Annotated in this window: 22 protein-coding genes and 1 pseudogene; 10 read left to right on the top strand and 13 right to left on the bottom strand. The window is 68.6% G+C overall.

The genetic code is table 11. The features are described 5' to 3' along the window. Positions 1–29 precede the first annotated feature (29 nt). Positions 30–1,118, bottom strand: a complete 1,089-nt coding sequence (locus JGU66_27465; protein ID MBJ6764526.1) for an alkene reductase — start codon at positions 1,116–1,118, stop codon at positions 30–32. Between the two features lie 34 nt (positions 1,119–1,152). Here JGU66_27465 and JGU66_27460 point away from each other — a divergent pair, with 34 nt between their 5' ends. Continuing rightward, entirely contained in the window at positions 1,153–2,172 is a 1,020-nt protein-coding gene (locus JGU66_27460; GenBank protein MBJ6764525.1) for an AraC family transcriptional regulator, read from the top strand. 1,967 nt (positions 2,173–4,139) lie between these two features. Here the strand turns inward: JGU66_27460 and JGU66_27455 are convergent. After that, positions 4,140–4,940: pseudogene (locus tag JGU66_27455) on the bottom strand (alpha/beta fold hydrolase). Between JGU66_27455 and JGU66_27450 the strand changes: the two are divergent. Both JGU66_27450 and JGU66_27445 read left to right on the top strand, forming a co-directional pair. Next, positions 4,821–5,261, top strand: coding sequence for a HAMP domain-containing histidine kinase (locus tag JGU66_27450; GenBank protein MBJ6764524.1), 441 nt, complete (start codon positions 4,821–4,823; stop codon positions 5,259–5,261). The pseudogene JGU66_27455 and the gene JGU66_27450 sit on opposite strands and share 120 nt — an antisense overlap. A 155-nt stretch (positions 5,262–5,416) precedes the next feature. After that, positions 5,417–6,160 (top strand): hypothetical protein, encoded by a 744-nt coding sequence (locus JGU66_27445; protein MBJ6764523.1) that lies wholly within the window; start codon positions 5,417–5,419, stop codon positions 6,158–6,160. Positions 6,161–6,240: 80 nt separating this feature from the next. On the opposite strand, the gene JGU66_27440 is transcribed toward JGU66_27445, so the two are convergent. Next, a complete protein-coding gene (locus JGU66_27440) occupies positions 6,241–6,933 on the bottom strand; it encodes a type 1 glutamine amidotransferase domain-containing protein (GenBank protein ID MBJ6764522.1) in 693 nt (230 codons plus the stop codon). A gap of 102 nt (positions 6,934–7,035) precedes the next feature. Here JGU66_27440 and JGU66_27435 point away from each other — a divergent pair, with 102 nt between their 5' ends. After that, positions 7,036–7,971, top strand: coding sequence for a LysR family transcriptional regulator (locus tag JGU66_27435; protein ID MBJ6764521.1), 936 nt, complete (start codon positions 7,036–7,038; stop codon positions 7,969–7,971). A gap of 114 nt (positions 7,972–8,085) precedes the next feature. Here the strand turns inward: JGU66_27435 and JGU66_27430 are convergent, their stop codons facing one another. Next, the gene (locus tag JGU66_27430) at positions 8,086–8,718 is read right to left on the bottom strand and encodes a TetR family transcriptional regulator (GenBank protein MBJ6764520.1); all 633 of its coding nucleotides are present in this window, start codon (positions 8,716–8,718) and stop codon (positions 8,086–8,088) included. A gap of 79 nt (positions 8,719–8,797) precedes the next feature. On the opposite strand from JGU66_27430, the gene JGU66_27425 reads away from it, so the two are divergent. After that, the gene (locus JGU66_27425) at positions 8,798–9,463 is read left to right on the top strand and encodes an O-methyltransferase (GenBank protein MBJ6764519.1); all 666 of its coding nucleotides are present in this window, start codon (positions 8,798–8,800) and stop codon (positions 9,461–9,463) included. Between the two features lie 114 nt (positions 9,464–9,577). On the opposite strand, the gene JGU66_27420 is transcribed toward JGU66_27425, so the two are convergent. From JGU66_27420 to JGU66_27405, 4 genes are all read right to left on the bottom strand, one after another. After that, positions 9,578–10,024: a DUF1801 domain-containing protein gene (locus JGU66_27420; GenBank protein ID MBJ6764518.1), complete on the bottom strand. Its 447-nt coding sequence runs from the start codon at positions 10,022–10,024 to the stop codon at positions 9,578–9,580. Positions 10,025–10,114: 90 nt separating this feature from the next. Next, positions 10,115–10,537 (bottom strand): DoxX family protein, encoded by a 423-nt coding sequence (locus tag JGU66_27415; protein ID MBJ6764517.1) that lies wholly within the window; start codon positions 10,535–10,537, stop codon positions 10,115–10,117. A gap of 20 nt (positions 10,538–10,557) precedes the next feature. Then, a complete protein-coding gene (locus tag JGU66_27410; protein ID MBJ6764516.1) occupies positions 10,558–11,121 on the bottom strand; it encodes an SRPBCC family protein in 564 nt (187 codons plus the stop codon). Then, positions 11,121–11,453, bottom strand: a complete 333-nt coding sequence (locus JGU66_27405; protein ID MBJ6764515.1) for a helix-turn-helix transcriptional regulator — start codon at positions 11,451–11,453, stop codon at positions 11,121–11,123. The genes JGU66_27410 and JGU66_27405 overlap by 1 nt, the downstream gene beginning before the upstream one ends. A gap of 180 nt (positions 11,454–11,633) precedes the next feature. On the opposite strand from JGU66_27405, the gene JGU66_27400 reads away from it, so the two are divergent. After that, entirely contained in the window at positions 11,634–14,081 is a 2,448-nt protein-coding gene (locus tag JGU66_27400; GenBank protein MBJ6764514.1) for an excinuclease ABC subunit UvrA, read from the top strand. Between the two features lie 39 nt (positions 14,082–14,120). Here JGU66_27400 and JGU66_27395 read toward each other — a convergent pair whose 3' ends face one another. Together JGU66_27395 and JGU66_27390 are read right to left on the bottom strand one after the other, a co-directional pair. After that, positions 14,121–14,471, bottom strand: a complete 351-nt coding sequence (locus tag JGU66_27395; GenBank protein ID MBJ6764513.1) for a hypothetical protein — start codon at positions 14,469–14,471, stop codon at positions 14,121–14,123. 288 nt (positions 14,472–14,759) lie between these two features. Beyond that, positions 14,760–15,974 (bottom strand): hypothetical protein, encoded by a 1,215-nt coding sequence (locus tag JGU66_27390; protein MBJ6764512.1) that lies wholly within the window; start codon positions 15,972–15,974, stop codon positions 14,760–14,762. A 274-nt stretch (positions 15,975–16,248) separates the two neighbouring features. Here JGU66_27390 and JGU66_27385 point away from each other — a divergent pair, with 274 nt between their 5' ends. Together JGU66_27385 and JGU66_27380 are read left to right on the top strand one after the other, a co-directional pair. Then, a complete protein-coding gene (locus JGU66_27385; protein MBJ6764511.1) occupies positions 16,249–17,559 on the top strand; it encodes a leucine-rich repeat domain-containing protein in 1,311 nt (436 codons plus the stop codon). Positions 17,560–17,837: 278 nt separating this feature from the next. Then, positions 17,838–21,290 carry an adhesin gene (locus tag JGU66_27380; GenBank protein ID MBJ6764510.1) on the top strand — a complete coding sequence of 1,151 codons (3,453 nt, stop codon included), beginning with the start codon at positions 17,838–17,840 and terminating at the stop codon, positions 21,288–21,290. A gap of 48 nt (positions 21,291–21,338) precedes the next feature. Here JGU66_27380 and JGU66_27375 read toward each other — a convergent pair whose 3' ends face one another. After that, positions 21,339–22,331, bottom strand: coding sequence for a hypothetical protein (locus JGU66_27375; GenBank protein MBJ6764509.1), 993 nt, complete (start codon positions 22,329–22,331; stop codon positions 21,339–21,341). Positions 22,332–22,537: 206 nt separating this feature from the next. Between JGU66_27375 and JGU66_27370 the strand changes: the two genes are divergently transcribed. Next, positions 22,538–23,089 (top strand): hypothetical protein, encoded by a 552-nt coding sequence (locus tag JGU66_27370; protein ID MBJ6764508.1) that lies wholly within the window; start codon positions 22,538–22,540, stop codon positions 23,087–23,089. An 81-nt stretch (positions 23,090–23,170) separates the two neighbouring features. Here JGU66_27370 and JGU66_27365 read toward each other — a convergent pair whose 3' ends face one another. After that, on the bottom strand, positions 23,171–23,761 hold the full coding sequence (locus tag JGU66_27365) for a hypothetical protein (GenBank protein ID MBJ6764507.1): 591 nt from the start codon (positions 23,759–23,761) through the stop codon (positions 23,171–23,173). Between the two features lie 119 nt (positions 23,762–23,880). After that, the gene (locus JGU66_27360) at positions 23,881–25,332 is read right to left on the bottom strand and encodes a PLP-dependent aminotransferase family protein (GenBank protein ID MBJ6764506.1); all 1,452 of its coding nucleotides are present in this window, start codon (positions 25,330–25,332) and stop codon (positions 23,881–23,883) included. Between the two features lie 80 nt (positions 25,333–25,412). On the opposite strand from JGU66_27360, the gene JGU66_27355 reads away from it, so the two are divergent. Further along, entirely contained in the window at positions 25,413–26,858 is a 1,446-nt protein-coding gene (locus tag JGU66_27355) for a hypothetical protein (protein MBJ6764505.1), read from the top strand. Positions 26,859–26,880: the final 22 nt, after the last annotated feature.

The following is a 26,880-nucleotide window of genomic DNA, read 5'->3' as shown; positions in this document are numbered from 1 at the left end:
CGTTTCCAGCACGAACGGCAGGCACGTGCTCAGCGCAGCGCCGCGTAGTCCGTGTAGCCTTTCTCCTCGCCCGTGAAGAACGTGGCGGCATCCGGCGTGTTGAGCGGCGCTGCATCCCGGAAGCGCGCGGGCAGGTCTGGATTGGCGAGGAACGGCACGCCATACGCCACGAGGTCCGCCTCATCGCGCGCGAGCGCGGCCTCGCCGGCCTGGGCGTCGTAGCCGCCATTGACGATGTATGCGCCGTGGAAGGCCTTGCGCATCAACGGAGAGATGCGCTGCTCTGGGCTCGGGGCATCCTTGCCCGAGACCATCTCCGTCACGTGCAAATATCCGAGTCCCAATCGGCCCAGCTCCCGCGCCATATGGGTGAACGTCTCGGCGGGCGTGGAATCCGATACACCCGCGTAGGGGAAGGACTGCGGCGCGAGCCGGTACCCCACGCGCTCCGCCCCCCAGACATCCACCACCGCGCGCGTCACCTCCAGCGGGAAGCGAGCCCGGTTCTCGATGCTGCCGCCGTACGCATCCGTGCGCTGGTTGGAGCCGTCGCGGAGGAATTGATCCAACAGGTAGCCATTGCTGCCATGCAGCTCGACGCCATCGAAGCCCGCCGCCAGCGCGTTCTCGGCCGCGTGCCGGAACTGCGCGACCACGCCGGGCAGCTCCTCCGTCTCGAGCGCGCGCGGCACCACGACGCGCTTCTTGCCTTCGAACGTGAAGGCCTCCCCTTCATAGCCAATCGCGGAGGGAGCCACGGGCAACTGCCCACCATGGAAGTCGGGATGCGAGACACGCCCGACGTGCCAGAGCTGCGCGAAGATGACGCCGCCCGCCGCATGGACGGCATCGGTGACGCGCCTCCAGCCCGCCACCTGGGCGGCCGTGTGCATGCCGGGCGTTCGGATGTACCCCACGCCCTGCGGGCTGACCTGGGTGCCCTCGGTGACGAGGAGCCCCGCGGAGGCGCGCTGCACGTAGTACGAGGCCGCGAGGGGATTGGGCACATTGCCGTCGACGAGCGCCCGGGCCCGCGTCATGGGCGCCATCACCATCCGGTTCTTCAATTCGAGGCGACCGAGGCGAAACGGAGACAAGAGCTGCGTGGTGTTTGGCATGGCGAGGAAATGCCAACGCCGCTATGGACGCGCCATGTCACCCAGTCCAAAAGAATTTGCAGGGAGTCCAAACCCGCTGGACGCGCAGGGCGCGGATGTCCTCGCGGACGTGCTGGACTCGATGCGCCTGTCGACGGTCCTGTATGGCCGGTTCGAGCTGCGCGCGCCCTGGGGCATCCAGTTCTGCGCGAACCCCGTCGCCCACATGGTCCTGGTCGCGCGAGGGACCGCCCGGCTGGAAGTCGAGGGTGTCAAGGAGGCAATCACCCTCTCGGCCGGCGACCTCGCCCTGCTCCCTCACGGCGGCGGGCACACGATTCGCGATGCCGAAGGCAGCCCTCTGCACCTGCTGGGAAAGGGAGAGTGCCAACCCGTCCGGGGCGTGGGGGCCATCCAACTCGGCGGAGACGGCGCGCGCACCACGCTGGTCGCGGGCTCGTTCCGAGTCGGAGCCACGCCTCGGCCGCTGCTGTTCGAGCGACTGCCTCGGCTCGTCCACATCGCCGCGGATGACCCCACCGTGGCGCCCTCCCTCGCATCGACCGCGCAACTGCTCATCGCCGAGAGCGCCGCGGCCACGCCGGGGGCGACCGTCATCATGAGCCGGCTCGCGGACATCCTGCTCGTGCAAGCCCTGCGGGTGCACATCGCCTCGGGGCAGTGCGGAGAGAATGGGCTGTGCGCGCTCGCGGATCCGCACATCTCCAAGGCGCTCGCGCTCATCCACGAGCAGCCGGCCACGCCCTGGACCGTCGAGAGCCTCGCCTCGGGGGTCGCGCTCTCTCGCTCTGGCTTCGCCGCCCGCTTCACCGAGCTCGTGGGGATGCCGCCGTTGGAGTACCTCGCGCGCTGGCGAATGACCCAGGCCGCCCAGCTCCTTCGTGAGACCGAGCTTCCGCTGAGCGAACTCGCGGAGACCATCGGCTATCAGAGCGAGGCGTCGTTCAATCGCGCCTTCAAGCGGTGGGAAGGAAGCACGCCCGGGGTCTACCGCCGCGAGCATCGCCGCGGCGGCGGCGAGACGCGCTCCGCCCCCTTGATAGCGGAGGCGTGAACCCAGAAGACGCGTCCAGCTCAGCCTTCGTGTCGGTCGATCTGGTCTGCCCGCCAGCGCATCACCGTGTGGAGCACGATTCGGGTGTGGTCCGACGCGTACTCGTCGGCCGTGCCTGGTCGATAGCAATGGTCGACCCGCACGCCCACGAGGTGCCCTTCAATTCCAACCACCTCGCCCACGACGTCGTAGTCCATCGAATATCTCACGCGAACCACATCACCCGCTCGGTATGGCATCACAGGCAGGAACCCGGCCCCACTGGCGCTGGAACTGGAGCTGGAGGCCGAGCCAGAGCGGCCCAGGCCGGACGCGCTGCTCGATGAGCGCGACCCGCCGCGAGGCCCGGAGCCGAGCGACAGTCCATCCGGCGGCCCTCCGTCATCCAGCGCCGAACCCGACGCCAAGGACTTCCCCTTCGGCTTCTTCATCTTGGATTGGAAGACGAGCAGGTTGACGATCTGCGTCGGGCTGCAACTGGGCAACCGGGTCAGGACGGAGCAGCCCTCATGACCAAAGCGCCGGCCCTGGTTCCGGAAAGAGAAGAGCGCGCCCAGGTCGGGGAGGTTCACGTTCTGCTGGGTGTAATAGGGCCGCAAGGCATGGTTGAGGGCATTGAAGGCCAGAGGGGTGCTGCTCGTCGGGCGCACCGAGGGGAAGTGCTGCCCGGAGTCATCCTGGAGGTCATAGGGCAGGATGAAGACAGTGGAGGCGGTCTGCTCCAACCTGCGCAGCAAGACGGCCTTCGCCGCTTCCATGGGCGTCAGCGCGTCCGCCACCTTCTTGGCGGACGCCTCTTCTTTCAGAAGCGACCTGGATGCCTGAAACACCAGCCGAGGCTCGGCATAAGTCCCGGCCAAGAAGGCGCTCACCGCCGCAGCGAGACTGATGTCTCCCTCCGGGCCAATGGTCATGGGGCTGCCTCGGTACGTGGCGACACTGATATGGGTCAGGCGCAACAACAGCGGCGCGGTGAGCAAGAGGCGCAGGTACTCGGGATTGAAGACATCGCAGATGTCCCAACACAACACGTCCACCCCCATGAAGGCAGGCAGGTCCGTGGACCCACTGCGCCCCCCCACGAACTTGAACTGCACATCGAAGTTGGGGGCCAACTCCGCCATGCAGCGCCAGAAGTAGGCACGCGCCCGCTCATCCACCTCGGGGGAGCCCGTCAGCGACGTCCAGTCCTGGAGGTCCAGGTGCCCCCGAATGCTGACCTGAGCCTCTTCCACGATGGGTTGGAGCTTCTTCGCGTCGCCAATGAGGACGAGGCTGAAATCCGTCCTTCGCGCCCCGGAGGCGATCGCCCGCAACCGCTCCGCGGTGAGGTCGTGCTCGGTGTTGTACTTGGCAACGCGCCCCAGTACGAACAGGAGCTTGCGTCCCGCGTTGTGCGCCAGGATCTCGCACACGTAGCTGGCGATGTACTCGCACGTCGATATCGGGAGGTTCGCGGTGAAGCCCGCTCTCAGCGTCTCGATGACGCGAGTCCGGCCAATCACTTCCTCCATCGCATGCATCACCATGGAGGTGCAGCGATACAGCGGATGCACCGCGCCCTCCACCTCCTCCTGAACAAAGGCCATGTGCTGCCACATGAGCTTCTTGCCGGGCAGCGCGGCGATATCGACCACCTGCCCGTTGAACTCCACCTGGGTCGCATGCGCGCGCCCCCGCATGACTTGCATGCGCGAGCCCAGCCCGATGTCGCGGAAGAACTTGAGGATGGCAGGAGCCTTCTTCTCATCATCGGAGCCCATGATGGTCACCACGATGATGAGCCTGCGGCGAACGAGGCAGGCCGCCACGACGTGCCACATGTCCCCGGAGTACTGGCCAGGAATCGCGATGTAGTCAGGCATGGCCCAAAGACATTGCACACTCGGAGCGAACCCAAGACACCGTGACGCGTCTGTCCTCCAGGCACGACCTCGTGGGGAGAGGCCGGTACGACTACCCCCCGAAAGCCAACGCTGCACCGCGTCCAGATACTCGCGGGGCAACACGTGCCCGCTCTCGAAGGTCTGGTGGCGCTTGCGGCGGGAGGGGGCGGCCTCGAACAGCGAGCGACTGCTCTGGGTGGGAGCGAAGTCGTCCTGGTTCGCGGTCACGAGCAACCAGTCCTGATGAACCTTCGACATGTGTCGCGAGGGCGCAATCTCTTCCATCGAGAGGTCGATGTCTGGAGGGACCATCGTGACAAGGTGCGTGATGCGCGGCTCCCGCGCCGCCAGCAGGAGCCCCACCTGCGCCCCCATGCCGTAGCCCACCACCAGCACCCGAGGCGGCCGGCCCTTCGCGAGCGCGGCGTTGAGCACCGCGCGCGAATCCCGGACGGTGTCGGCAATGATCGCGAGGTACCTCGCGGGCTCGCCCTGCTGGGCTTGTTTGGCGAGCGCGCCTGGCCGGGCGTCGGGTCTCGCTTGCGCTCCGTGAAGACGTGCATCCAGGAGGCAGACCCGATAACCAGCCCGCAGCAGCACGTCCTTCAACGCGCCACCATAGGTGGGCCCCTTGGCCGACAGCCAGTCTTCCTTGCGACGCGTCAGGCCATGCAGGAGCAGCGCAATGGGAGGATTCGCGGCCTTCCCCTCGGGCTCCAGGACCCGGAGACCTTCGAGCGCCTGCGTCAGGCCGTGCAGCACATGGGCCTGTTGACGAAGGGCATCCTCTGGCTTGCCCGCACAGGTGGCACGGACGAGTCGTGCGACCTGGTGGGAGTCTCCCGGGAGCGGGTCGCGCTGTATGGCAGACACCTCACGCATGAGGACGTGACGGTCATCCTCCAGGTGCAGGACGCGGTCATCGTGCCACTGCCGGCGTCCGTCGCTCGCGTGATGATGGGCAACCTCATCAAGAACGCGCTCGCCTATACCCGCCAGGGGCGCATCGTCATCCACATCGCATCCGAGGGCTGGAGCATTTCCGATACAGGCGTGGGCTTCGGTCAAGTCGAGCCCGAACGCGCCGGCTTCGGCATCGGATTGTCGCTCGTGGAACGGCTGGCGCGCCGCTTCCACTGGAGCCTGTCCATTCAGTCGCTCGCGCCCCATGGGACGCAGGTGCGCCTCCGCTGGCCGTCGTGACGAAGCGGAAGGGCGTTCACTCGCACCACAAAGCCACGCCTCGACTGCATTTCTTTGCCAGTCCTTGGATGCCCATGCACCATCGCTGCGGGTGAAAGGCTCTCCACTGGGCGCAATGAGGCGCTCATCGAAGCTCTCCCAGAGGATGTCTTGAGATGAAGATGCACTGGAGCATGGCGGCGCTGCTGCTGGCCGTCGCTGGTTGCGGCAATGTGGCGCAGGACGAAGGGCTGGCGTCCACGGAGCTGGCGACCCAAGAGGCCCCGCTCGCGACCCGAGCCTGTGCGAACGACCTGGGGTGTCGCTCCGCCTGTATTTGCGAGGCTGGGTATTGCGTACCGGATGCCTTCGGCCCGCCGCCCTCCGAGGAGTACTGCAACGGGGCGCCTGTCCGCGCGTGCAGCACGGGAGCGGACTGCATTACCGGCTGCAATTGCGTGAGCGGGGCCTGTGTCGACAGCGGCTTCAGCCCGCCCGCGAACTGCTTGCTGGCCCCGGCGGATGCCTACGAGAACGACAACACGCACACCACGGCCTCGTCCTACCCGGGCTCTCCCCAGCTCAACCACTCGTTCCACCGGCAGGGCGATATCGACTGGGTCATCGTGTTCGTTCCCGCCACCCAGGTGCTGACCGTGGACACCTACAACCTGCGCAACGGCGCGCTGATGAAGGTCGACATCTATGCGTACAACTACGCCACGCGCACCTTGGGGGCGCTGCTGGGCAGCACGCAGAATCGCGTCTGCAGCTCGTCCATCCCCGCGTGCCAGATGTACCGCGTCACCGCCAACGCCCAGGCAAACAGTGTCTATGCCATCAAGGTGACGGACCTGCGCGGACTGCCCGCGGGGAGCGATTGGACTCCGACCGCGAAGTACGACCTGAAGATGTACTGAGCCTCGCGGTTTAGCGAGACAGCGGTACCGCCCGGGCGTGTCGAAGCCACCTTCGCTTCGGCACGCCTGGGGGGCGCGGGCTACTTCTCGCGCAGGACCTTGAGGACCTCCCGCGCCGTCTCGGCGGAGGAGGCGGGGTTCTGTCCCGTGACGAGTCGGGCGTCTCGCACCACGAAGCTCTGCCACAAGGGACCCGACTCGTACTTCGCGCCCAGCTCGCGCAGCCGGGTCTCCAGCGGGAACGGGACGATGGCGTCGAACTTCGCGGCCTTCTCCTCCGCGTTGCTGAAGGCCGCCACGCGCTTGCCCGCTACCAACGGCTTACCATCCGGGCCCTTCACGCCCACCAGCGCCGCCGGCCCGTGGCAGACCGCCGCCACCACCGCGCCCCGGGCGTAGCCCGTGGAGAGCAGCGTGTGCAGCGGCGCATGCTTCGACAGGTCCCACATCACGCCGTGCCCGCCCACCACGAAGTACGCGTCGTAGGTGTCCTTCACCTCCGAGAGCGTGAGCGTGTGGGCCAGCTTCTTCGTCGCCTGCGCGTCGGCTCGGAAGGCCCGCGTCGCCTCCGTGGGCTCCTTCTCGCTGCGCGGATCCACCGGGGCCGCGCCTCCCTGCGGCGACGCGATGTCCACTTGCGCTCCCGCCTGCGCGAACTGCTCGTACGGCGCGGCCAGTTCCTCGAGCCAGAAGCCCGTGCGCTCGCCGGTGCTTCCGAACTGCGAATGGCTGGTGACGATCAACAGAACCTTCATGGTGGTCATGGCACCCATGGCGCGGCGTCTCCTGCCCCTCGAAGGGGCGATGTCATGAGGGAGTAGTACGCCCCGACGAGCCACAAGAATACCGAGAGGGTCTTCGCATAAACTCAAGCGATGCTTGGCAATCGCGAGGCCCTCTGGACGCTGTGGGAAGTGAGCCGGGCGGGCACCCAGGCGGCCGCCGCCTCCCGACTGGGCATCACCGCCTCCGCCGTGGGGCAGCAGCTCAAGGCGCTGGAGCAGCAAGTGGGCGTGGCCCTGTTCGAGCGCGTGGGACGCCGCGCGCGCCTCACGCCCGCGGGCACCGCGCTCGTCGCCCGACTGGGCGAGCACCTGCCCTTCCTGGACGCCGCCCTGGAGGAAGCCTCCGAGGCCCAGCGCACGGTCCGCGGCGAGGTGTCGCTCGGCGGGCCCTGGCCGTTCTTCCGTCACTGGCTGAGGCCTCGGCTGCCGGCACTGCTCGCGAAACATCCGGAGCTGCGGCTCGAGGTCCGCTTCGACGTCCCGAGCCGCGTGGCCCGTCGCCTGCTGGACGGCGAGCTGGACCTGGGCATCGTCGGGCTCCTTCCCGAAGCCCCTGGGCTGGAGGTCCGCCCCGTGGCGCAGGAGCGCTTCGTCGCGGTGGCCTCGCCCGCCTACTTGAAGCGCTGGGGGACCCCGCGAAGCGCGCGGGACTTTGGAATGCACCGCTTCATCGCGTTCGACGCGGACCTCGCGATGCTCGCGCCCTGGTGGCATGCCTCCCTCGGACCCAAGGAACCGCTGCCCACCCAGGTGGTCTGCCGAATCGCCAACCTCGACGAGATGCTGGCGCTGACCGAGGCCGGCGTGGGCATGACGGTGCTGCCCGACTATCTCGTGGGCCCCGCGCTGCGCGAGGGCCGCATCGTGGCCCTCACGCCCGAGGTGAGCCGGCGCTCCCCGCGTCGCCCCTGGGGCACCCTCTGGGTGGCCTGGCGCCGCACCGCTGCCCCCACGGCGCGCTTCCTCGCCGTGCGCGATTGGCTCCTGGATGGCTGGGGCGCCGCGACACCGAACACCCGTCCGTGAGCGACGACGGGCCAGGGCTCATCCGGCCTTGCGCGCCTCCAGGTTCCACGCCTCATGCCGCCACGAACAGCGGCGCAAGGCTTCACCTGGGAGGGGATGACTTCGCGCCGAAGCTCACGCGCGAGACAAGCCTTGCAGGTAGGAGCAGAACATGTCGGCCATGGCGTCCGCATAGGCGGAGAGTTCCTCGGGAGTCCGAGGGCTCTCCGAGAATCGCTTCCCCACGGTGCTGAGCGTCGTCGTGAGCAGGTCTCCCGTCAGCGCGCGCGTCGGCTCGGAAGAAACCGGGAGCACTTCGCACAGGAAGGCCTCGACCGCGTCATCCAGGGTGGCCCTCACCTCCTGCGACTCAGGTGCCTCCTGGTAGCGCGGGGCCGCTTCATCGAGCGCGCCGCGCATGGTGGCCTCTTCACATTCCGAGCGCAGGAACGCATGGACCAGGACGCGCAACCGTTCCATGGGCGGTCGCTGGACGTCCGCGAGGATGTCACTCAACAGACGAGTCGTCTGACGCCACTCATCACTCTGGAGGCGATAGAGGATGGCCGCCTTGTTTGGGAAATACTGATACAGCGAGCCAATGCTGACCCCGGCGCGCTCGGCCACCTGCGCCGTGGTGAAGCCTTGCGCTCCCTCTTTCGCCAAAACCTGAGCCGCGGCCTCCAGAATCGTGGCGACGAGGTCCGCCGAGCGGGCCTGTTTGGGCTTCTTTCGCGAGGAAATCTGCGGGCTTCGGCGAGCGGTCATGGGCGCGGAGGGCAATGCGAATAGGGAACGCGAAGAGCAGGTCGCATCATAGGCGCCTCTCTTTGATACGGATGCAGACATGACCACGCTGACCACTTCCCCTGTCGCCCCCTTGCTTCATCGCCTGTTCACGGAGGCCGACGCGGCCTCGCCCATGGCGAATCCCTCGCTTGCCGCCCTCTCCCCCGAGGAGCGGCTGCGCCTGATGCGCAGCAAGACCGAGTACCTCCATCTGTATGGGAATCTGAAGGACTACGCGCTCCCCGTCTCGCGGGAGACGGGCCACCTGCTCTACATGCTGGCGCGCAGCACACGCGCCCGGACCATCGTCGAGTTCGGGACTTCGTTTGGAATCTCGACGCTGCACCTCGCCGCGGCGCTGCGAGACAACGGCGGCGGCCAGCTCATCACCAGCGAGTTCGAGCCCTCCAAGGTGGCTCGGGCGCGCGCGAACCTCGAGGCCGCGGGCCTCGGTGACCTGGTGGAGATTCGCGAGGGAGACGCGCTGCGAACGCTGAGCGTCGACCTGCCAGCGAGCATCGACCTGCTCCTGCTCGATGGCGCCAAGGCGCTCTACCCCGACATCCTGGCCCGAGTGGAGAAGCAGCTCCGGTCGGGCGCGCTCATCGTCGCGGACAACGCCGACGACAGCCCCGAGTACCTGGCGCGCGTGCGCTCCTCCACCGCGGGCTACCTGTCCATTCCCTTCGCGGAAGACGTCGAGCTGTCCATGCGACTCGGGTGACCCCGCGGCGACACGGCACGTGCGCCCTTCGGCGCTCGCAACCCGCCGTCCGCGGAGCGCTGCCAGCCGTGTCTGGGCACCTTCGCGCGGGCGTGAGCCCTTCGGGGCGCCGCGCTACGGGGTCCGCTTGCGCGCCGGTCGCTTCGGCTTCGGCTCGCTCTTGCCCATGAGGTTGTGGACCACCGCCGCGCGGATGAGGTCCTTGAAAGCCTTCTCGTTGAGCGTGTCACCCTCGTGGATATCGATGACCCGCCGAGCGTTTCCCTCGAGGCCGGAGTTGAACACCCCGGCGGGGTCGCTCAACGCCGCGCCCTTGAGGAAGGTCAGCTTGACGACGCTCTTGTACGTCTCGCCCGTGCAGAGAATGCCGTCGTGGGACCAGACCGGCGTTCCCATCCACTTCAGCTCCTCGACGACCTCGGGGTCCGCCTCGTGGATGAGCTCGCGCACCCGCGCGAAGACCTTGGCGCGCCACCCTCCGAGCTCCTGAACCTTCTCATCAATCAGGGCGGACACGGCGGCCGGCGGGAGGGGCTTGTTCTTGGTCACATCCAACTCCATGACGGATTGAGGCTGCCTTCGGCGATACCACTGCTCGAACAACAGACAGGGCACAAGCCCTGTCTTTCTCCAGACAGATTTGGCGTGAGGTCAGGCCCGCGAGGACGCGGCCTGCAGGCGACGCCACGCGAAGTACGACAGCGCCCAGAGCACGCCGGTGGCCGCCGCCCAGCCCCACGCCGACACGCCATCCCCCACCGCGACGTGCGCGAGGACCGCGGAGACGAGGTTGAAGGCGAAGCCCGCGTACACCCACTCCTTGAGCCGCGCCGGCACGGGGGCGAGCATCACCACCACGCCCACCAACTTGGCCCACGACAGCTCCAGCCGGAAGTAGTTGGGAAAGCCGAGGTGGGTGAACGCCTCCGACACCTGCGGCAGCGTCAACTGCGCGTAGGCGGTGAAGCCCATCTGCAAGCAGAAGAGGACGGTGACGCTCCAGTAGAGCGCGGTCATGGCCTTGGAGGAGGTCTTCGCGGCGACGAGGGCCGGGTTCTGAAGGGTCGAGTCCATGAGTGTTTGTGCTCCGCGCGTCAGCGCTTTGAAGTGTTGGAGGAAGAACCAGGGGCCTGCACGCCGAACTGCTCCGCGTACTCGCCAATCAGCCGCTGCCAGCCGTCGAACTTCATCGCCTCGCCTCCGACGATGCGTCCAATCGCCTCGCCCGCGAGGAAGTGCTCCAGCACGTCGAAGCAGATGTGCCAGCCCGCCGCGCCCCAGGTGATGAAGCCGCGGTTGATGTTGTGCCAGAGCGTCAGGCGCGTACCGCTGGCGTGCGGCTCCAGCTCCCAGCGGAGGTCTCCGCCTCCCCAGGTGAACTCGAGGAGCCGCGGCGCCTCGGCCCGCTTCACCGTCGTCTCCGAGACCTGCGGGGTCGGCGCCCCAACGGCCGTGAGCATCACCGGCCCCACCGCCGCCATGCTCCGGTTCGCATCGAACGGCGCCCACTCGGACAGGTGCTCGGGCTCGGTCAGCGCCTCCCAGACCTTCGCCGGGGGGTGACGGAGGTCACGAACGAGGACCAGCGTCCACGTGTCACCCGTCTTCTGGACCTTGGCGCCAGCCGCGCGCCCAGGCACGTACTTCTCGCGCTGCATCATCGGTTCTTTCCTTTCGTAGGGGTCTGCCCCATCCGGTCCAGGTGGCGCTCGAGTGCATCGAGGTGGTCGTTCCAGAACCGCCGGAAGGGGGCGAGCCAGGCATCGACCTCCATCAGCGGCTCAGGGCGGATCCGGTAGACGCGCCGCTGCGCCTCCACTCGGGACTCCACGAAGCCCGCCTCTCGCAGCACCCGCAGGTGCTTCGACACCGAGGTCTGAGGCATCCGGAGCTGCGTCTCGAGTTCACCGACAGAGTGCTCCGACGCGGCCAGCAGACTGAGGATGGCCCGGCGGTTCGGCTCCGCGATGATCGCGAATGAGGAATCCATGCCCAATAGATACGTCACGAGGCATATACCCGTCAAGGCATATATCGAACTCGCCACCCTGGCCCTTGAAGGGCCGGGGGCCGCCTCGAAGGGGCGTCGCCTTCATCGCCCGGAAGCCGCCCGGCCGGGCTAAAGGTGCCGCCGCAGTCCCCCTCCTCTCCCGCCATTGGTGCCCACGCCATGACCGAGCCCAAGCACACCCCTCCCCCGCATCTCGCGGACCGTCACGACATGATTCGCGTCCGAGGCGCGCGGGAGAACAACCTGAAGGACGTGAGCCTCGAGCTGCCCAAGCGGCGGCTGACGGTGTTCACCGGCGTCTCGGGCTCGGGCAAGTCCTCGCTCGTGTTCGGCACCATCGCGGCCGAGTCACAGCGGCTCATCAACGAGACCTACAGCACCTTCGTCCAGGGCTTCATGCCGACGCTGGCGCGGCCCGAGGTCGACGTACTCGACGGGCTGACGACCGCCATCATCGTCGACCAGGAGCGCATGGGCGCCAACGTCCGCTCGACGGTGGGCACCGCGACGGACGCCAACGCGATGCTCCGGGTGCTCTTCAGTCGGCTCGGCAAGCCGCGCGTCGGCTCGTCCAACGCCCTGTCCTTCAATGTCCCGTCCGTCTCGGGGGCCGGGCAGATCTCCGTCGAGAAGGGCGACGGGAAGACGGAGACCGAGCAGCGCTCGTTCTCGGTCAACGGAGGCATGTGCCCGCGCTGCGAGGGCACGGGCTCGGCGACGGACATCGACCTGTCCCAGCTCTTCGACGAGTCGAAGTCGCTCGCCGAGGGCGCCATCACCATTCCGGGGTACACCGCCGATGGCTGGCACGTCCGCATCTTCTCGGAGTCGGGGTTCCTGGATCCGAACAAGCCGATCCGGAAGTACACGCAGAAGGAGCGGCACGACTTCCTCTATCGCGAGCCGACGAAGGTGAAGGTCGAGCGCATGAACCTGACCTATGAAGGGTTGGTTCCGCGCATCCAGAAGTCCTTCCTGTCCAAGGACAGGGAGGCGATGCAGCCGCACATCCGGGCCTTCGTCGAGCGCGCGGTCACCTACTCCGCCTGTCCCGATTGCAAGGGCACCCGGCTCAACGAGGCCGCCCGGGCCTGCAAGCTCAAGGGCATCAACATCGCCGAGGCGTGCGCGATGCAGATCAGCGACCTGGCCGACTGGCTGCGCGGCCTGGACGCCCCCACCGTCGCGCCGCTGCTCGCGACGCTCCAGCGGACGCTCGACTCGTTCGTGGAGATTGGACTGGGCTACCTCAGCCTCGACCGTCCAGCCGGGACGCTGTCGGGCGGAGAAGCGCAGCGCACGCAGATGATTCGTCACCTCGGCTCGGCCCTCACCGACGTCACGTATGTCTTCGACGAGCCGACGGTGGGCCTGCACCCGCACGACATCCAGCGCATGAACAACGTGCTGCTGCGGCTGCGCGACAAGGGCAACACGGTGCTGGTCGTCGAGCACAAGCCCGAGGTCATCGCCATCGCGGACCACGTCGTCGACATCGGGCCGGGCGCGGGCACGGCGGGTGGGCAGGTGGTGTTCGAGGGCACCGTCGCGGGACTGCGGGCCAGCGGCACGCTCACGGGTCGGCACCTGGATGACCGCGCCGCGGTGAAGCCATCGGTGCGCACGCCGTCCGGGAAGCTGAAGGTGCGGGGGGCCACCTCGCACAACGTGAAGAAGGTCGACGTGGACATTCCGCTCGGCGTGCTCGTGGTGGTGACGGGCGTGGCCGGGTCGGGAAAGAGCTCGTTGATTCACGGCTCGGTGTCGGGTCGCGAGGGCGTGGTGTCGATCGACCAGAGCGCGATTCGCGGCTCGCGGCGAAGCAACCCGGCGACGTACACGGACCTGCTGGAGCCCATCCGCAAGGCGTTCGCGAAGGCCAACGGCGTGAAGCCCGCGCTGTTCAGCGCCAACTCCGAGGGGGCCTGCCCGACGTGCAACGGCGCCGGGGTCATCTACACGGACCTGGCGATGATGGCCACGGTGACCACGGTCTGCGAGGAGTGCGCGGGCCGCCGGTTCCAAGCCTCGGTGCTGAACTATCGGCTGGGTGGGCTCAACATCGCCGAGGTGCTCGACCTGGCCGTCGACGAGGCGCTCCAGTTCTTCGGCAGCAAGAAGGCGGAGCTTCCGGTCGCGCAGGCGATTCTCCAGCGCATGGCGGACGTCGGGCTCGGCTACGTACGGCTCGGCCAGCCCCTCACCACCTTGTCCGGAGGCGAGCGGCAGCGGCTGAAGCTCGCGACGCACATGGGCGAGGACGGCGGCATCTACGTGCTGGACGAGCCCACCACGGGCCTGCATCTGGCGGACGTCGCGCAGTTGCTCGGGCTGTTGGATCGCCTGGTGGACTCGGGCAAGTCGGTCATCGTCATCGAGCACCATCAGGCGGTCATGGCGCACGCCGATTGGATCATCGACCTGGGGCCCGGCGCGGGTCATGACGGCGGGAAGATTGTGTTTGAAGGGACACCCGCGGCCCTCGTTGCCGCGCGGTCCACGCTCACGGGCCAGCACCTCGCGGCCTACGTCGGAGAGAAGGCCGAAGGCGCCCCCTCCGAGGGACGCAATGGCCGGGGCCGCGGGCGCGCGGCGCAGACTCGCTAGCTGCACGCGCAAGCGGAGCGCCCGACAGGCACCGGGCGCCTACTCGAACTCCACCTGGAGGCGCTCGCCCTCACGCAGGACGCGCACCGGACGCTCCATTCCCTTCTGGAAGAGCGGCGCATCCATGGGACGGATGAGGCGCTTCGCCGTGGTCTCGATCACAGGTCCACCCTCGGGAAAGTGGATGCGGATCGAGAAGCGGAGGATGTCGTGGTGCCCGTGGCTGAACCCGGTCCGCTCCCATCCGAGGATGTGAGCCGTCGCGGCCTCGCCCTGCGTGAGCACCTTCTCGCGACGCATATCCGCGCCCACGGTGGCCCGCAGCAACACCACGATTCCTCCGATGAGCAGCGCGCCGAGGATGGCGAACACGACGATGAGCGAGACCATGCTCGGACGCTAGCACGGTGGCCTGCGGCTCCGACGCCCGCACGGCGGCCTGACGGGCGTCATCCGCGGCTCTCGCCTCAGCCTGGCACGCCCAGATGGGCAGCCAGGCCAACATCTCGTACCTGACGGGCGCGAACGATGGGCCCGTGGAGGCACAAGCCCGCGAGCTGTCTCGCGGGCGGAAGCTGGCCCCCTACGAAGTCCGCGAGGTCGACGCGGAGGACCAGCAGATCGCGACCTTCCAAGCGACCGCGGCTCCTCGCCGACCTCCGCGCCAAGCGCCCCGGCTCACTGACAGCGCAGCTCGACCGACTTGACCCGCGTCGCGGCATCGAAGCCCCCGTCGTTGGTCTGATCCCCGATGGCGAGGGTGCCGTTCGCCGTGAAGTTGTTGCGCGTGAGCTTCGCGATGCCGTCGACGCTCACCGTCGCCACCTTCGCGGCATCCACCGAGAGTTCGTAGACGTGGAACAGGCCATCCGTCACGGGGAACGCCGCCGCCTGAGTGTCATCCGCCCAGCCAATCGCCGAGCTGTCCAGGTAGACCATCTGCGAGCGTTCCGTGGGGTTGCCAACCGTGGGCGTGAAGCCCACCAGGATGGCCGCCGCGCTGTCGAGGCTGTTGTGCTTGTTCACCGACTCGACCTGCATTGTCACGCGAATCGCGTAGGGCCTGGCCGGGTCGAAGGCCTTCGACCGCACGAGGAGCAGCTGCCCACCCGACCGAGAATTGCTGGGTGTCGAGGTCTCGAGGCGGACATAGTCCGTGCCATACGTGAGCGAGCTCGGCGACTGCGCGATGGTCGTCCAGCCCTGGGCCACGACGTCGCTGCCACCGACCAGCAGTGGGATGCCGGAGCGCGCCGTCCACGCGGTCGTCGACGTCGCCGGAGCGCAGGCCTCGCACGCGTTCGCGGGATTCGGAGTCCCCGCCACGAAGAACGTGTTGCCAATGAAGCATCCCGAGGCGCACGCGCCCACGGAGCAGACCTGCCCCGAGCCGCACTGCGTTCCATCCGCGCGCGAGGTCCATGCGGTCGCGGACATCGTGGGCTGGCACTGCTCACAGGCGTTCGCCGAGTTCACCGTCCCCGCGGCAATCCGCTGGCCGCCAATCACGCAGACCACGGCACAGCTCCCGCTCACACAGGACTGCCCCGTCGAGCACGCCACACCGCACCCACCGCAGTTCGCGGAGTCGCTCGTGGTGTTCACGCAGGCGCTGCCACACCGCGTCTCACTCGTCGAACAGGCGGCACTGCAGACGCCCTGCGTGCACAGCTCGCCCGTCGCGCACGCCTTGTTGCAACCTCCACAGTGGGCGGGGTCGCTCGCGGTGGCCACACAGACGTCACCACAGGCCGTGGTGCCCGCATCGCTGCACACGAGCGAAGCGGAGCCATCGGGGTTCTCTTTCGGGGGAGGAGGAGAATCACCGCCGCACGCAGCCACGAGGCCGACCACGACGAGGAAGGAGAGCGCGAGAGGCCGGAGGGAAACCATGGTGTCCGCCACCTTACGCGACCCCGCGCCCCGAGTGCCTCGGCATCCCGACCTCAGGGTGCGTCCGAGCCGCGATGAAGGGCATTCGTCGGGTACCCGTCAATCGGAATGCCGCGGGCCACCGCGTCACGACACGCGCCATCGCCAGGAGGGCCACCTTTTTCCAGCGAGCAGGACATGGAACAGTCCGCGACTCCAGTGGCGACCTTTCCTCGGACGTGGATCCCATGACGAAGCCAACGCGACAGGAGTCCCTCGGACCATGATGCCCCCGATGACTGGAACCCCACTCCACGGCGCACGCGTGGTCTCCGAGCAGGAACTCTGGCCTCGCGTGGAAGCAGCCACGCGGCCCGAGTGGCGAGAACGCCTGGCCACGGAATGGCGCTCGGCCACCGCGAACGGCGTCCTCTTCCATGAGGGAGACCTGGAGACGGACTCGCTCGTCATCGGACCGCTGCCACTCGTCGTGGCCGGCGACGTCCGCGTGAAGGGCCTGATGGAGGACAGCCACGCGGCAGACAACACCCTGCTGGTGGTGCTGGGAACCTTGGAGGCAGAGCGCGTCGCGACCTTCGCCACGATGGTCGTCACCGGAGACATGCGCGTCCAGCAGGTGCTCGTCGCGCGCTCGTCCGGGGATGGCACCTGTCGCGTGGGCGGCGGGCTGTCGGTGCACACCGTCGTGGAGAACGGCCACTTCTTCCAGGTGCATGGCGCGCTCGACGTGGAGGTCCTCGTGGGCGGATACCTGACCGACACGGGCCAACCGCGCCAGCGACTCCATCCGCACGAAGCGCTCCTCCCAGGCGCATGGCAGGCGGAGGAGGAGGACGAGGATGGCGTCACCTCCTCGCAGCTCGACTGGGATGGGCTGTTCACGCGACTGCGGCGAGGAGAGCCACTCCTGGAGGACACCCGACTCGGGCCCGCGGGGAAGGCCGTGGCCGCCGTGCGGGAAAAGGCGGCTCGCGGCGAGCACGTTCCGCGACTCGGCCTCGCGTTGAAGAGGCTGACCACCATCCCCGAGGAGGTCTTCTCCTTCACCTGGCTGGAGCACCTCACGCTCGACTCGAATGACATCGCGGTGCTGTCGCCGCGCATCGGTGAGCTGAAGTCCCTGCGCTCGCTCAGCCTGGAGTCCCTGCCCCTGACGACGCTGCCCGAATCCCTGGGGCAGCTCTCCGAGCTGCGCACGCTGAGCCTGCGCTATTGCGTCGCGCTGCGACAGCTCCCGGACGTCCTGGGCACTCTGCCCATGCTGGAGGAGCTGTTCCTCGACGCGACGGCCCTGGAGGGCTTCCCCAAGGTCCTGCTCCAGCTCCCGCGACTCAAGAAGCTGTGGTGGTGGCGCTTCGATACGATGCCGATGAATCAGGTCGAGGCGCTCGTCTCCGGAATGGCGCGGCTGCCCGCGCTGACCCACGCCGGCTTCCTCCAGGGACACCTGCTCGCGCTGCCGGGGAACCTCGCGCGGCTCGCGCACCTCGAGCAGTTCAAGCTCGGACTCAAGCGCATCCCCGAGCCCGAAGTGAACCGGCTGCGAGCGGCCCTGCCTCCCGGTCGCCTCCACGTGGGGTACTGAATCACCCATCGACTCGCGGCCCGCGAGCAGCGCAGCGACTTGTTCGAGTTCCGCGATTCACTGCAATCCCAGACATGGATCCAACCGCGGGCCTGCGGCTTGTCCGCCCGAGCGGCAACGGCTTGAATGCGGGCCTACGCTGACGGACCGCCTCTCCCGCGTTGCGCGGTCCGAGCGTCCCCCTTGCTGGATTCACCCCACGCCCACGGGCCTCGCGCCTCTGGGAGCGAATGCTTTCCCTGCTGAAGGTCCGCCGAGCACACCGGGACACCGACACCATGACTCAACGCCCTTGGCCTCTCTTGAAGGCCGCGCTGCTCGCGGCCACCCTCTGCGCCACATCCGCGCTCGCCGGACCCGACACCTACGGGTTGGGGACGGGCAAGGACGGCGCCCTGACCGTCACGCAGAGCAGCGTCATCAACGCCTACAGCGCGCTGACGGCCCCCGCCGCCCCGGGAGATACCAGCCTCCAGGTGACCACCCTCTCCGGCTTCGCGGTGGGCGACCTGGTGTTGGTGATGCAGATGACGGGCGTCGTGCCCGAGCCCCCTTCGGGAGGGCCCAGTCCCGTCAACCTCGACGCGGATCCGGTGGGCCGATGGGAGCTGGCCCGACTGACGGGTGTCACGGGCAACGTGATGGCGCTCGATGTGCCCCTGGTGAACAGCTACGCGAGCAGCGTCACCCAGGTCATCCGCGTGCGCGAATACACGGCCATCACCATCAACACCCTGGGGGTCCTCGTCGCGCCGGCCTGGAACGGGAGCACGGGCGGCGTGGTGGCCTTGATGGCCACCGGGGAGGTGGCGCTCAACGCCTCCCCCAGCATCAACGTGTCGGGGAAGGGTTTCCGAGGCGGCGTGTCACGCGATGACCTCACGGGAGCACTCGGCTGCACGGGCCTGGACGAGGCCGGCGCGTCGGGCGCCCAGAAGGGCGAGGGCATTGCCTCGACGCGCTTCGGGACCACGCAGACCGGGCGGGGCCGCGTGGCGAACGCGGGCGGTGGCGGCGTGTGCCTGGCGGCCGGAGGCGGAGGCGGCGGCAACGCGGGGACGGGCGGCCAGGGTGGCAACTCCTCATGGGTCATGGATGGCAACCGCGCGATGGGTGGCCAGGGAGGCGCGGCCCTGACCTACAACCCCCTCGATCACCTGGTGATGGGCGGCGGCGGCGGCGCGGGCCATGTCACGTCGACGGGCGCCACCGTGGTCAGTGGCGGCGCGGGAGGTGGAATCGTCTTCGTCCGAGCCAACGCCATGACGGGGAGCGGCTCCATCGTTTCCGCCGGAGCATCGGGCGGCAACTCCGCGAACCAGGACGCCGCCAGCGGTGGCGGCAGCGGCGGCAGCATCTACGTGCGCGTCGCGACGACGCCCGCGAGCTGCGGGAACTTCGTGGCCTCGGGCGGCCCCGGTGGCCGTGCGAACCAAGGTTCCGCGGTCGGACCGGGTGGCGGTGGTGGCGGCGGCCGCATCCTGTTGCAACGCGGGTCTGGAACCTGTCAGCCCCAGGCCACCTCGGTGAGCGGCGGGAGCGCGGGCGTGCAGCAAGACAGCACCGCGCCGGGAGGCACGGCCTACGGAGCCCAGACGGGCGGCTCGGGGAGCCTCACCCTCATCTCCAGCAGCTTCTTCCCCGCCGAGATGCCTGTGCCGGCGGTGACGACCCCGGGCCCCGGGACGCGCACGCAGGACAACCACCCCGTGCTCGCGGGCACCCTCCCCTTCGCAGCTCCCGCCGGCACGGTGATCGTCGTCTTCGTGGATGGACAGGAGGCGGCGCGAGTCACCGCGAGCAACACGACCTGGACCGCCACACCAACGATGTCCCTGGCGGACGGAAGCCACACCGTGCAGGCCATTGCGGTCAACACCTCGCAGGCCGTGCAGAGTCTGCGAAGCAGCACCGTGACCTTCACCGTGGACACCACGTCCCCGCCGGCCCCGGTGGTGACGTCGCCAGCCACCGGCCTGCGCACTCGGGACGCGATGCCGACCTACAGCGGAACGGCCGAGCCCGACAGCACCGTCACCGTCCTCGTGGACAACGGGGTGGTGGGGAGCACCCCCGTGAACGCGAGCGGCCACTGGACCTTCAGTCAGTCCTCGCCGTTGCCGGATGGCACGCACTCGGTGAAGGCCACGGCCACCGATGCCGCGAGCAACGTCAGCGCCCCGTCCTCCACCGTCACGCTCACGGTGGACACCACGCCCCCGCCGGACCCGGTGGTGACATCACCCGCAGACGGCCTCGTGACTCAGGACTCGACGCCGACCTACTCCGGCACGACCGAGCCCAACGCCACCGTCACCGTCCGCGTGGACCACGTGGCGGTGGGCACCACTCCCGCGAACGCGAGCGGCACGTGGAGCTTCACGCAGCCCTCGGCCCTCTCGGAGGGCGTTCACACGATGAGCGCCTCGGCCTCGGACGACCTGGGCAACAGCAGCGCCGACTCCACCGCGCGCACGTTCAACGTGGACACGCTGGCCCCCGCCGCGCCCGAGGTGACCGCTCCCGCGCACGGGGCGAAGCTCCGCGACGCTCGGCCGACCTTCAGCGGAACAGCCGAGGCGCGCAGCACCATCACGGTCTTCGTGGATGGCGTGAAGGTGGGCACCCCCCCCGCGACCCCGAGCGGCACGTGGACCTTCGAGCAACCCTCGGCCCTGGCGGACGGCTCGCACGCGGTGAGGGCCTCCGCCACGGATGCCGCGGGCAACGTCGGCCCGGACTCCGCGCTCCTCGCCTTCACCGTGGACAGCACGCCGCCGACAGCCCCCGTGATGACGACGCCGGCTGACGGCGCCCTCCTCGGCGTCGCCACGCCGACCTACGCCGGGACGGCCGAGCCCGTCAGCACGGTCATCGTCCTCGTGGATGGCGAATCGGTTGGCAGCGTCGTGGCGGACGCGAGCGGCAACTGGAGCTTCACGCCCACGCAGTCCCTGCCGAACGGTCAGCACACCGTGCGGGCCACCGCCACGGATGCCGTGGGCAACACCAGCCCCGCGTCCAACTCGCGCGGCTTCACGGTGAACACCCTCGTCCCCGCCGCGCCGGTGGTGACTGGCCCCGCCGAGGGCTCGGTGACGCAGGACACCACACCCGATGCCACGGGCACGGCCGAGCCGAACAGCACCATCACCGTCCTGCTCGATGGGGTGTCCGTGGGGACGGTGTCCGCGGACTCGGCGGGGCACTGGCAACTGCCCCTCACCGCGCCGCTGACAGAAGGCGCGCACACGCTGGCGGCGACCGCCACCAACAACGTGGGCCACGAAGGTCCCCAGTCCGCGGGGGTCCACTTCACGGTCGACAGCACGGCGCCGGACACGGCCATCGCCTCGGGCCCATCGGGCGACACGCAGGACACGCGCGCCACGTTCGACTTCACTTCCGAGGTGGGCGCGACGTTCGAGTGCAGCCTCAACTCGGGCGCCTACGTGGCCTGCGAGGCCCACGTCACCTTCGAGAACCTGTCGGTAGGACCGAACCGCCTCAGCGTCCGTGCCCGAGACCGCGCGGGCAATGTGGATCCCTCTCCGGCCACGGCCACTTGGACCATCGTGAAGCCGGCGACCCCTCCGCCTCCCGCGCCCCCGCCTGACTCCCCGGGTGAGAAGAGCGGAGGCTGCGCCGCCGCGGGAGGAGACCCGTCGACCCTGGCGATGATGGGCCTGGCGGTGCTCGGCGCGCTGCGGGCTCGCAAGCGCCGCGCCTAGAGCTCGCGGTTCACGTGCGTCGCTCCCGGCGCACGTGACCCACTGGGCTCAGTTTCCGTCGCTCACGCCCCACGCGTAGTCCAGGTCCGCGATCCGCTCGACAAGCTCCGCGAGCGGCTCGCCTCGTGTCCCCGCGGAGAGGACCGACTCCAGGTCCTCCGCGCCAGCCTGGAACGCGGCCTGTCCCGCGTCGTCGAAGGTGTAGAACCGCACGCGGTCCACCCCCGCGAGCCGCGCCGCGAGGAGCTGGAGCAAGGTCATCGCGTGGCGGTTGCCACCGAACGCACCACATCCCCAGAAGCCGGTGCGGACCTCCACCGCCACACCGGGCCACTGGCGCCGGGACTCCGTGACGGCGGCGGCGAAGCCCGTGAATGCCGTGGTGAGGATCTGCTCGAGCTGTCGGCGGAAGTAGGGACCGTGTCCGCCAACCGGCGCGGCGATGGCGATGAGGTTGCTTCGGGTCGGCGGATGCAGCACGCGCACCGCGCCACGGACGACCTGGGACGACGCCGCCGCGAAGCGATTGCCGTAGAGGCCCAGGGGCCGCCCCGCCGCGAGGTCCGGCTGCGTCTGGATGGAGCACCTGCGCTCCGCGCCTTGGACCAGGACGGGCGTCGACGCGCCAGCCACCTCGGTCAGCGCCGGGTGTCCTTCCGCGAGCAGCGCCTCGCGCAGTGCCCCGAGCACCGGATGCTCCGCGGCCTGGAGTTCATCCTGCGCGAGCAGCCCCGAGCCATAGGCCACGAAGAGCCGAGGGTCAGCGAAGTTCACATGCCACACCCCCGCATCGTCCTCGCCATGGTCATACGTCCCGGGCACCGCGAGGACGGCTGTCCGGGCAAGTCCCACGACCTCAGGCAAGGGCGCGGCCTGCCAGCGGGTGAGCACGATGCGCCCCGCGTGGACCGCGCCGGGCGGGCACGCCATGTCGAACACGAGCTGCTTGTGGGGATGGCGCAGCACCGGCGGGTGCGCCGCGAGCAGGGCCGCAGGCTCGTACTCCCGGCGGAAAAGACACACAGGGGAGGAATCGCTCATGGGCTCACCTTAGTGTCCAATGGACACACCGTCCATTTCCAGCGGTGCGTCGCACCCGTGGCGCTCCTTCGCGCCGCTCAAGGAGTTCCGGGCTCGACGTCTGGCCATCCACCAGCTACTACCCGGAGTGCGGGGCCGAGGTTCGACCTCCCAGGCCCCGCACGCACCCGGATGCCAAGACATCTGCTGTTCGAGCAGGAGGACACATGAGGCGAGTCGCGTGGAGTGTCGTGCTGAGCACGAGCTGTGTGTTGCTCGGAGCCTGTGACAAGGAGGAGAACCCCCAGCCGCAGCCCCAGGGCGTCTTCACGAATGCCATCAAAGTGCATGTCTCGCTGGAGAAGGACCCGTGCGGAGTCGCAAGCGCGACAGCATCCCTGGAGGGCCCCGTCCTCAGGATTCCGCCCAAGGCCATGACCGTCGGGAGCAGCGCCATCGACGGGGCGCTCATCGGGATGCCCGTGGCCCAGCAGCACCTCGTCTACGTGAAGGCGTACAACAGCCAGGGGCAGCTGGTGTACTCGGGGAACTCGACCGTGGACGTCCGCGACGCGGCTGAGGACTCCGCGAACGTCTACCTGTTCAGCGATCCGCAGACCTGCCCCGCGGGAGGCACGGAAGGCCTCCGCGTCATCGGCTGGTTGAGGTCCACCACCGTCGAGCTGACCGCCACCGAGGCACTGCCTCACCTGCCCCCCTTCGCGCCCGAAGCGGCGGCGCTGCCGACCCAAGACGTGCCCGCCGGCAGCGCGAACTGAGTCCGGTCCGCGCACGCCCTCCCAGGCCGCGAGCGCGAACCGCTGCTCCCGCGAAGACACGGGAGCAGCGGCCCCACACCGTCAGAACGCGACGATGGACGGAGCGGTCTCGCTGGTGAAGAAGTCCGGGAAGGTGGCCACGTAGTTGTTGCCCGAGCCCGTCTCCCCATAGAGCGGAGCGTTCTTGGTGCCGCTCACGGTCAGCGTCGTCCCATCCGGCGCGATGGCCAGGTTCCCCGAGTAGATGAATGTACCCAGCGAGTTGGTGGTCAGCACCGTGGACCGGACGACAGCCAGGGTGTCCGGCGCCAGGCTCTTGAGCCCGACTTGCTGCGGCGACGGGCCGCCCGTCCGGAACGTGTAGCTCACAGCCACGCCCAGGTCGTTGGCCACCAACCACGCGGTCGGGACCGCCCCCGTGCCATACCCCACCACCGCGGTGCTCGCGGCCCAGGGACAGGTGTCGCTCGCTTCACGGGTGACCTTGACGTCGTAGATGTAAGGGAATGGGCCGGACCGCGCCACGACCGCCGCGGTGAAGGTGCACCCCTGGGACGTCCCCGCCGTCAGCGCGGCCGTCTGTGTCCCCAGACCACGCTCCGCTTCCACTCCCCCGCACGCGGTAACCGAGACGACCGCGACCAGGGACACGACTGCCTTCCAACAATGCATGGCATCTCCTCCAGGGTTGGGACCGCGCCCCGCCCTATAGCGAGGCAATGCCAGACACGAAAACCAGTCCCCTGGGCTTCCCCCTGGACCCAATGGGTCCATGACGCCCAGTCGCGCCGCTATCGGGCGCTGGCCTTGTGGAGCTGGGTCGCGAGCCGCGCCAGTCGGAGCAGTCCCTGCTCGAGCGGCTCGCTCCAGACATTGCCGCAGTTGAGGCGAATGAAGTGACGATAGAGGTCCCGGGTCGAGAACATCGTCCCAGGTGAGATGGAGATGCCACCCTCCAAGGCGCGGCGGTACAGCTCCACCGAGTCCACGCCGCGAGGCAGCTCCACCCACAGCACGAAGCCGCCCTTGGGTTGAGAGGTCCGCGTGCCTTCGGGGAAGTGGGCCAGGACGTGCCGCGAGAAGCGCTCCACCTGCACCGAGCAGTGCAAGCGCAGCTCTCGGAGGTGTCGCTCGTAGTCCTTCGAGGCCAGGTAGCGGGCCATCACCTGCTGCCCCAGGGGCCCGCCCCCCATCGTGGACGCGAGCTGGAGCGCCTTGACCTTCTCCAGGTAGCGCCCCGGCGCGAGCCACCCCACCTTGAGCCCCGGAGAGACCGTCTTGGCGAACGAGGCGCAGGTCAGGACCGCGCCCCGCGTGTCGAACGCCTTCAACGGCCGCGGCTGGAGTCCCTGGTACGACAGCTCCGCGTAGATGTCGTCCTCGATGAGAGGGACCTCATGCCGCGCGAACAACTCGACGAGCGCGGCCTTCTTCTCGTCACCCATCAGCGTGCCCAAGGGATTGCTGAAGTTCGGGGTGAAGATTCCCGCGGCGATGGGGGAGCGCCGCAGCGCCTCCTCCACCTGCTCCAAGCGGATGTCCTCGATGGGATGCGCGGGAAGCTCCACGACCTTGAGCCGCAGTCCTTGAAGGGCCTGGAGGATTCCGAAGTATTGCGGTGAGGCGATGAGCACCGTGTCGCCTGGTGAGCACGTCACCCGGAGCGCCAGCGACAGCGCATCCATCGCGCCGCCCGTGGCGACCAGCTCATCGGGCGCCACGAAGGTGCCGAACTTCTCCAGCCGGCGGGAGATCTGCCGGCGGTACTCGAAGTCCCCGGGAGGCAGCGCGTAGCGCCCCACCAGGTCCGGCTGCTCGCGGACCACCTCACGCACCAGCCGATTGATGGCCGCGCAGGGATACAGCGCCTCGTCGAGACAGGCCGCGCCGAGCGGGAGCACCTCGCGATGCCCCACCGACTCGAAGACGGTGGAGACCAGCTCGGAGACTTGCACCTCCTTGGGGAGCGTCAGGCGCGCGGTGGGCGGCTTGACGCCGGAGGGCACCCGAGGCCCCAGCACGTAGAAGCCAGACTGCGGCCTCGACACGATGAGCCCCCGTTCCTCCAGGAGCGAGAGCGCGTGGACCACCGTGTTCAGCCCCACCCGCTTGGTGCGACTCAGCTCCCGCACGGAACTCAGCCGCTCCCCGGGCTTCACCAGGTTGCGGGAGATCTGCCGCTCGAGTTCGGCGGCCAGCCGCTCGTACTTCTTGAGTCCCATGGGCACGCAACTGTACCCCATGAGATTCATGATTCTGCATCTGTATCCATTGATGGGATGCCTCTACCTTGGAGGCTCGACTCAGCCCCACAGGAGGCACCGTGACGCTCGACCTCGACCTTCCTCGCTTTCGCCAGCTCCTGACGCAAGCCAGCGAGCAGGTGCTCGCGCTCTATGACGGACTGGAGACGCGGCGCATCACCCACGCGAGCCCACCCGCCCGAATCGCGGACCGGTTCGCCGGGCCGCTGCCGACGACGGGGCGCCCCCCGGAGGAGGTCCTCTCCCGAGACATCCCCTTCATCTTCGAGCACTCCACCCTCAACATCAGCCCGAAGTTCTTCGCGTACGTGATGTCAGGAGGAACGCAGGTAGGAATCCTCGCCGAACTGCTCGGCGCGGCGCTGAACGTCAACTCCGCGAAGTGGCACCTCGCCTCGGCCGGCGCCGAGCTGGAGCGCGTGGTCATCCGCTGGCTGTCGGAGTTCATCGGCTATCGCGCGGACGCGGGCGGCGCGCTGGTGAGCGGCGGCAGCGAGGCGAACCTGTACTGCCTCCGCGTCGCCCGGGACGTCCAGGCGCCCGAGTCGCGAGAGGAAGGCTGTCGCTCCGAGCGCCCCTTGAGCCTCTACGCCTCCGCGGAGACTCACTCCTGCGTGATGAAGTCCGTGGAGATGCTCGGCATTGGGAGTCGCTACCTGCGGAAGATTCCCGTCGACGCGCGCTTCCGGGTCGACGTGGCGAAGCTGGAGCAACAGATTCTGGAGGACCAGCGCGCGGGCCTGCGACCGTTCTGCATCGTGGGGAACGCAGGGACGGTGAACACCGGGAGCGTGGATGACCTGGACGCCCTGGCGGACGTGGCCGCGCGACACGGGCTCTGGTTCCATGTCGATGGTGCCTATGGGGCCGCCGCGGCCTCGGTGGACCTCACGCGCGACCTGTTTCGCGGGATGCAACGCGCGGACTCCATCGCCTTGGACCCGCACAAGTGGCTCCAGGTTCCATTCGAGGCGGGCTGTGCGCTGGTGAGGGATTGGAAGAGCCTCCGCCACGCGTTTGGCTATGACACGCCTTACCTGAAGGCCCGCAGCGACAGCGCCGAGCGCTGGGACTGGATGGGGCACACGTTCCAGTTGTCGCGCAGCTTCCGGGCGCTGAAGGTCTGGATGCAGCTCCAGGTCTACGGCAGTCGCGCGCTCCAGTCGGTCATCGAAGGGAACGTGCGGCTCATGCGCCAGCTCGGCGAGGAGATTGCCCAGGCGCGGGACTTCGAGCTGCTGGCGCCCGTCACCCTCTCCATCACGTGCTTCCGGTTCGTTCCCGCCCAGGGCCCCGCCCTCGGTGACGAGGCCGTGGATTTCCTGAACGACCGCATCTTGGAGGAGTGTGAGCGACGCGGGGTCTTCTTCATGACGGGGACGAAGCTGAAGGGCCGCACCGCGCTCCGAGCCTGTCTGGTCAATCACCGCACCACCGAGAAGGAGACGCGCGGCCTGCTGGCGCATCTGCGCGCCATTGGAGAAGAGTTGGTCGCGTCGTCGTGACACCCCTCGGCTAGGCTGCGCG

The organism is Myxococcaceae bacterium JPH2 (assembly GCA_016458225.1).
Classification (GTDB): Bacteria; Myxococcota; Myxococcia; order Myxococcales; family Myxococcaceae; genus Citreicoccus.
This window is presented reverse-complemented; position numbering and strand designations above follow the sequence as displayed.

Excerpts from the sequence above, each read along its gene's own strand:
- JGU66_27465 (MBJ6764526.1), bottom strand. The coding sequence starts at position 1,118 with ATGCCAAACACCACGCAGCTCTTGTCTCCGTTTCGCCTCGGTCGCCTC.
- JGU66_27460 (MBJ6764525.1), top strand. The coding sequence starts at position 1,153 with ATGTCACCCAGTCCAAAAGAATTTGCAGGGAGTCCAAACCCGCTGGAC.
- JGU66_27450 (MBJ6764524.1), top strand. The coding sequence starts at position 4,821 with ATGGGCCTGTTGACGAAGGGCATCCTCTGGCTTGCCCGCACAGGTGGC.
- JGU66_27445 (MBJ6764523.1), top strand. The coding sequence starts at position 5,417 with ATGAAGATGCACTGGAGCATGGCGGCGCTGCTGCTGGCCGTCGCTGGT.
- JGU66_27440 (MBJ6764522.1), bottom strand. The coding sequence starts at position 6,933 with ATGGGTGCCATGACCACCATGAAGGTTCTGTTGATCGTCACCAGCCAT.
- JGU66_27435 (MBJ6764521.1), top strand. The coding sequence starts at position 7,036 with ATGCTTGGCAATCGCGAGGCCCTCTGGACGCTGTGGGAAGTGAGCCGG.
- JGU66_27430 (MBJ6764520.1), bottom strand. The coding sequence starts at position 8,718 with ATGACCGCTCGCCGAAGCCCGCAGATTTCCTCGCGAAAGAAGCCCAAA.
- JGU66_27425 (MBJ6764519.1), top strand. The coding sequence starts at position 8,798 with ATGACCACGCTGACCACTTCCCCTGTCGCCCCCTTGCTTCATCGCCTG.
- JGU66_27420 (MBJ6764518.1), bottom strand. The coding sequence starts at position 10,024 with ATGGAGTTGGATGTGACCAAGAACAAGCCCCTCCCGCCGGCCGCCGTG.
- JGU66_27415 (MBJ6764517.1), bottom strand. The coding sequence starts at position 10,537 with ATGGACTCGACCCTTCAGAACCCGGCCCTCGTCGCCGCGAAGACCTCC.
- JGU66_27410 (MBJ6764516.1), bottom strand. The coding sequence starts at position 11,121 with ATGCAGCGCGAGAAGTACGTGCCTGGGCGCGCGGCTGGCGCCAAGGTC.
- JGU66_27405 (MBJ6764515.1), bottom strand. The coding sequence starts at position 11,453 with ATGGATTCCTCATTCGCGATCATCGCGGAGCCGAACCGCCGGGCCATC.
- JGU66_27400 (MBJ6764514.1), top strand. The coding sequence starts at position 11,634 with ATGACCGAGCCCAAGCACACCCCTCCCCCGCATCTCGCGGACCGTCAC.
- JGU66_27395 (MBJ6764513.1), bottom strand. The coding sequence starts at position 14,471 with ATGGTCTCGCTCATCGTCGTGTTCGCCATCCTCGGCGCGCTGCTCATC.
- JGU66_27390 (MBJ6764512.1), bottom strand. The coding sequence starts at position 15,974 with ATGGTTTCCCTCCGGCCTCTCGCGCTCTCCTTCCTCGTCGTGGTCGGC.
- JGU66_27385 (MBJ6764511.1), top strand. The coding sequence starts at position 16,249 with ATGACTGGAACCCCACTCCACGGCGCACGCGTGGTCTCCGAGCAGGAA.
- JGU66_27380 (MBJ6764510.1), top strand. The coding sequence starts at position 17,838 with ATGACTCAACGCCCTTGGCCTCTCTTGAAGGCCGCGCTGCTCGCGGCC.
- JGU66_27375 (MBJ6764509.1), bottom strand. The coding sequence starts at position 22,331 with ATGAGCGATTCCTCCCCTGTGTGTCTTTTCCGCCGGGAGTACGAGCCT.
- JGU66_27370 (MBJ6764508.1), top strand. The coding sequence starts at position 22,538 with ATGAGGCGAGTCGCGTGGAGTGTCGTGCTGAGCACGAGCTGTGTGTTG.
- JGU66_27365 (MBJ6764507.1), bottom strand. The coding sequence starts at position 23,761 with ATGCATTGTTGGAAGGCAGTCGTGTCCCTGGTCGCGGTCGTCTCGGTT.
- JGU66_27360 (MBJ6764506.1), bottom strand. The coding sequence starts at position 25,332 with ATGGGGTACAGTTGCGTGCCCATGGGACTCAAGAAGTACGAGCGGCTG.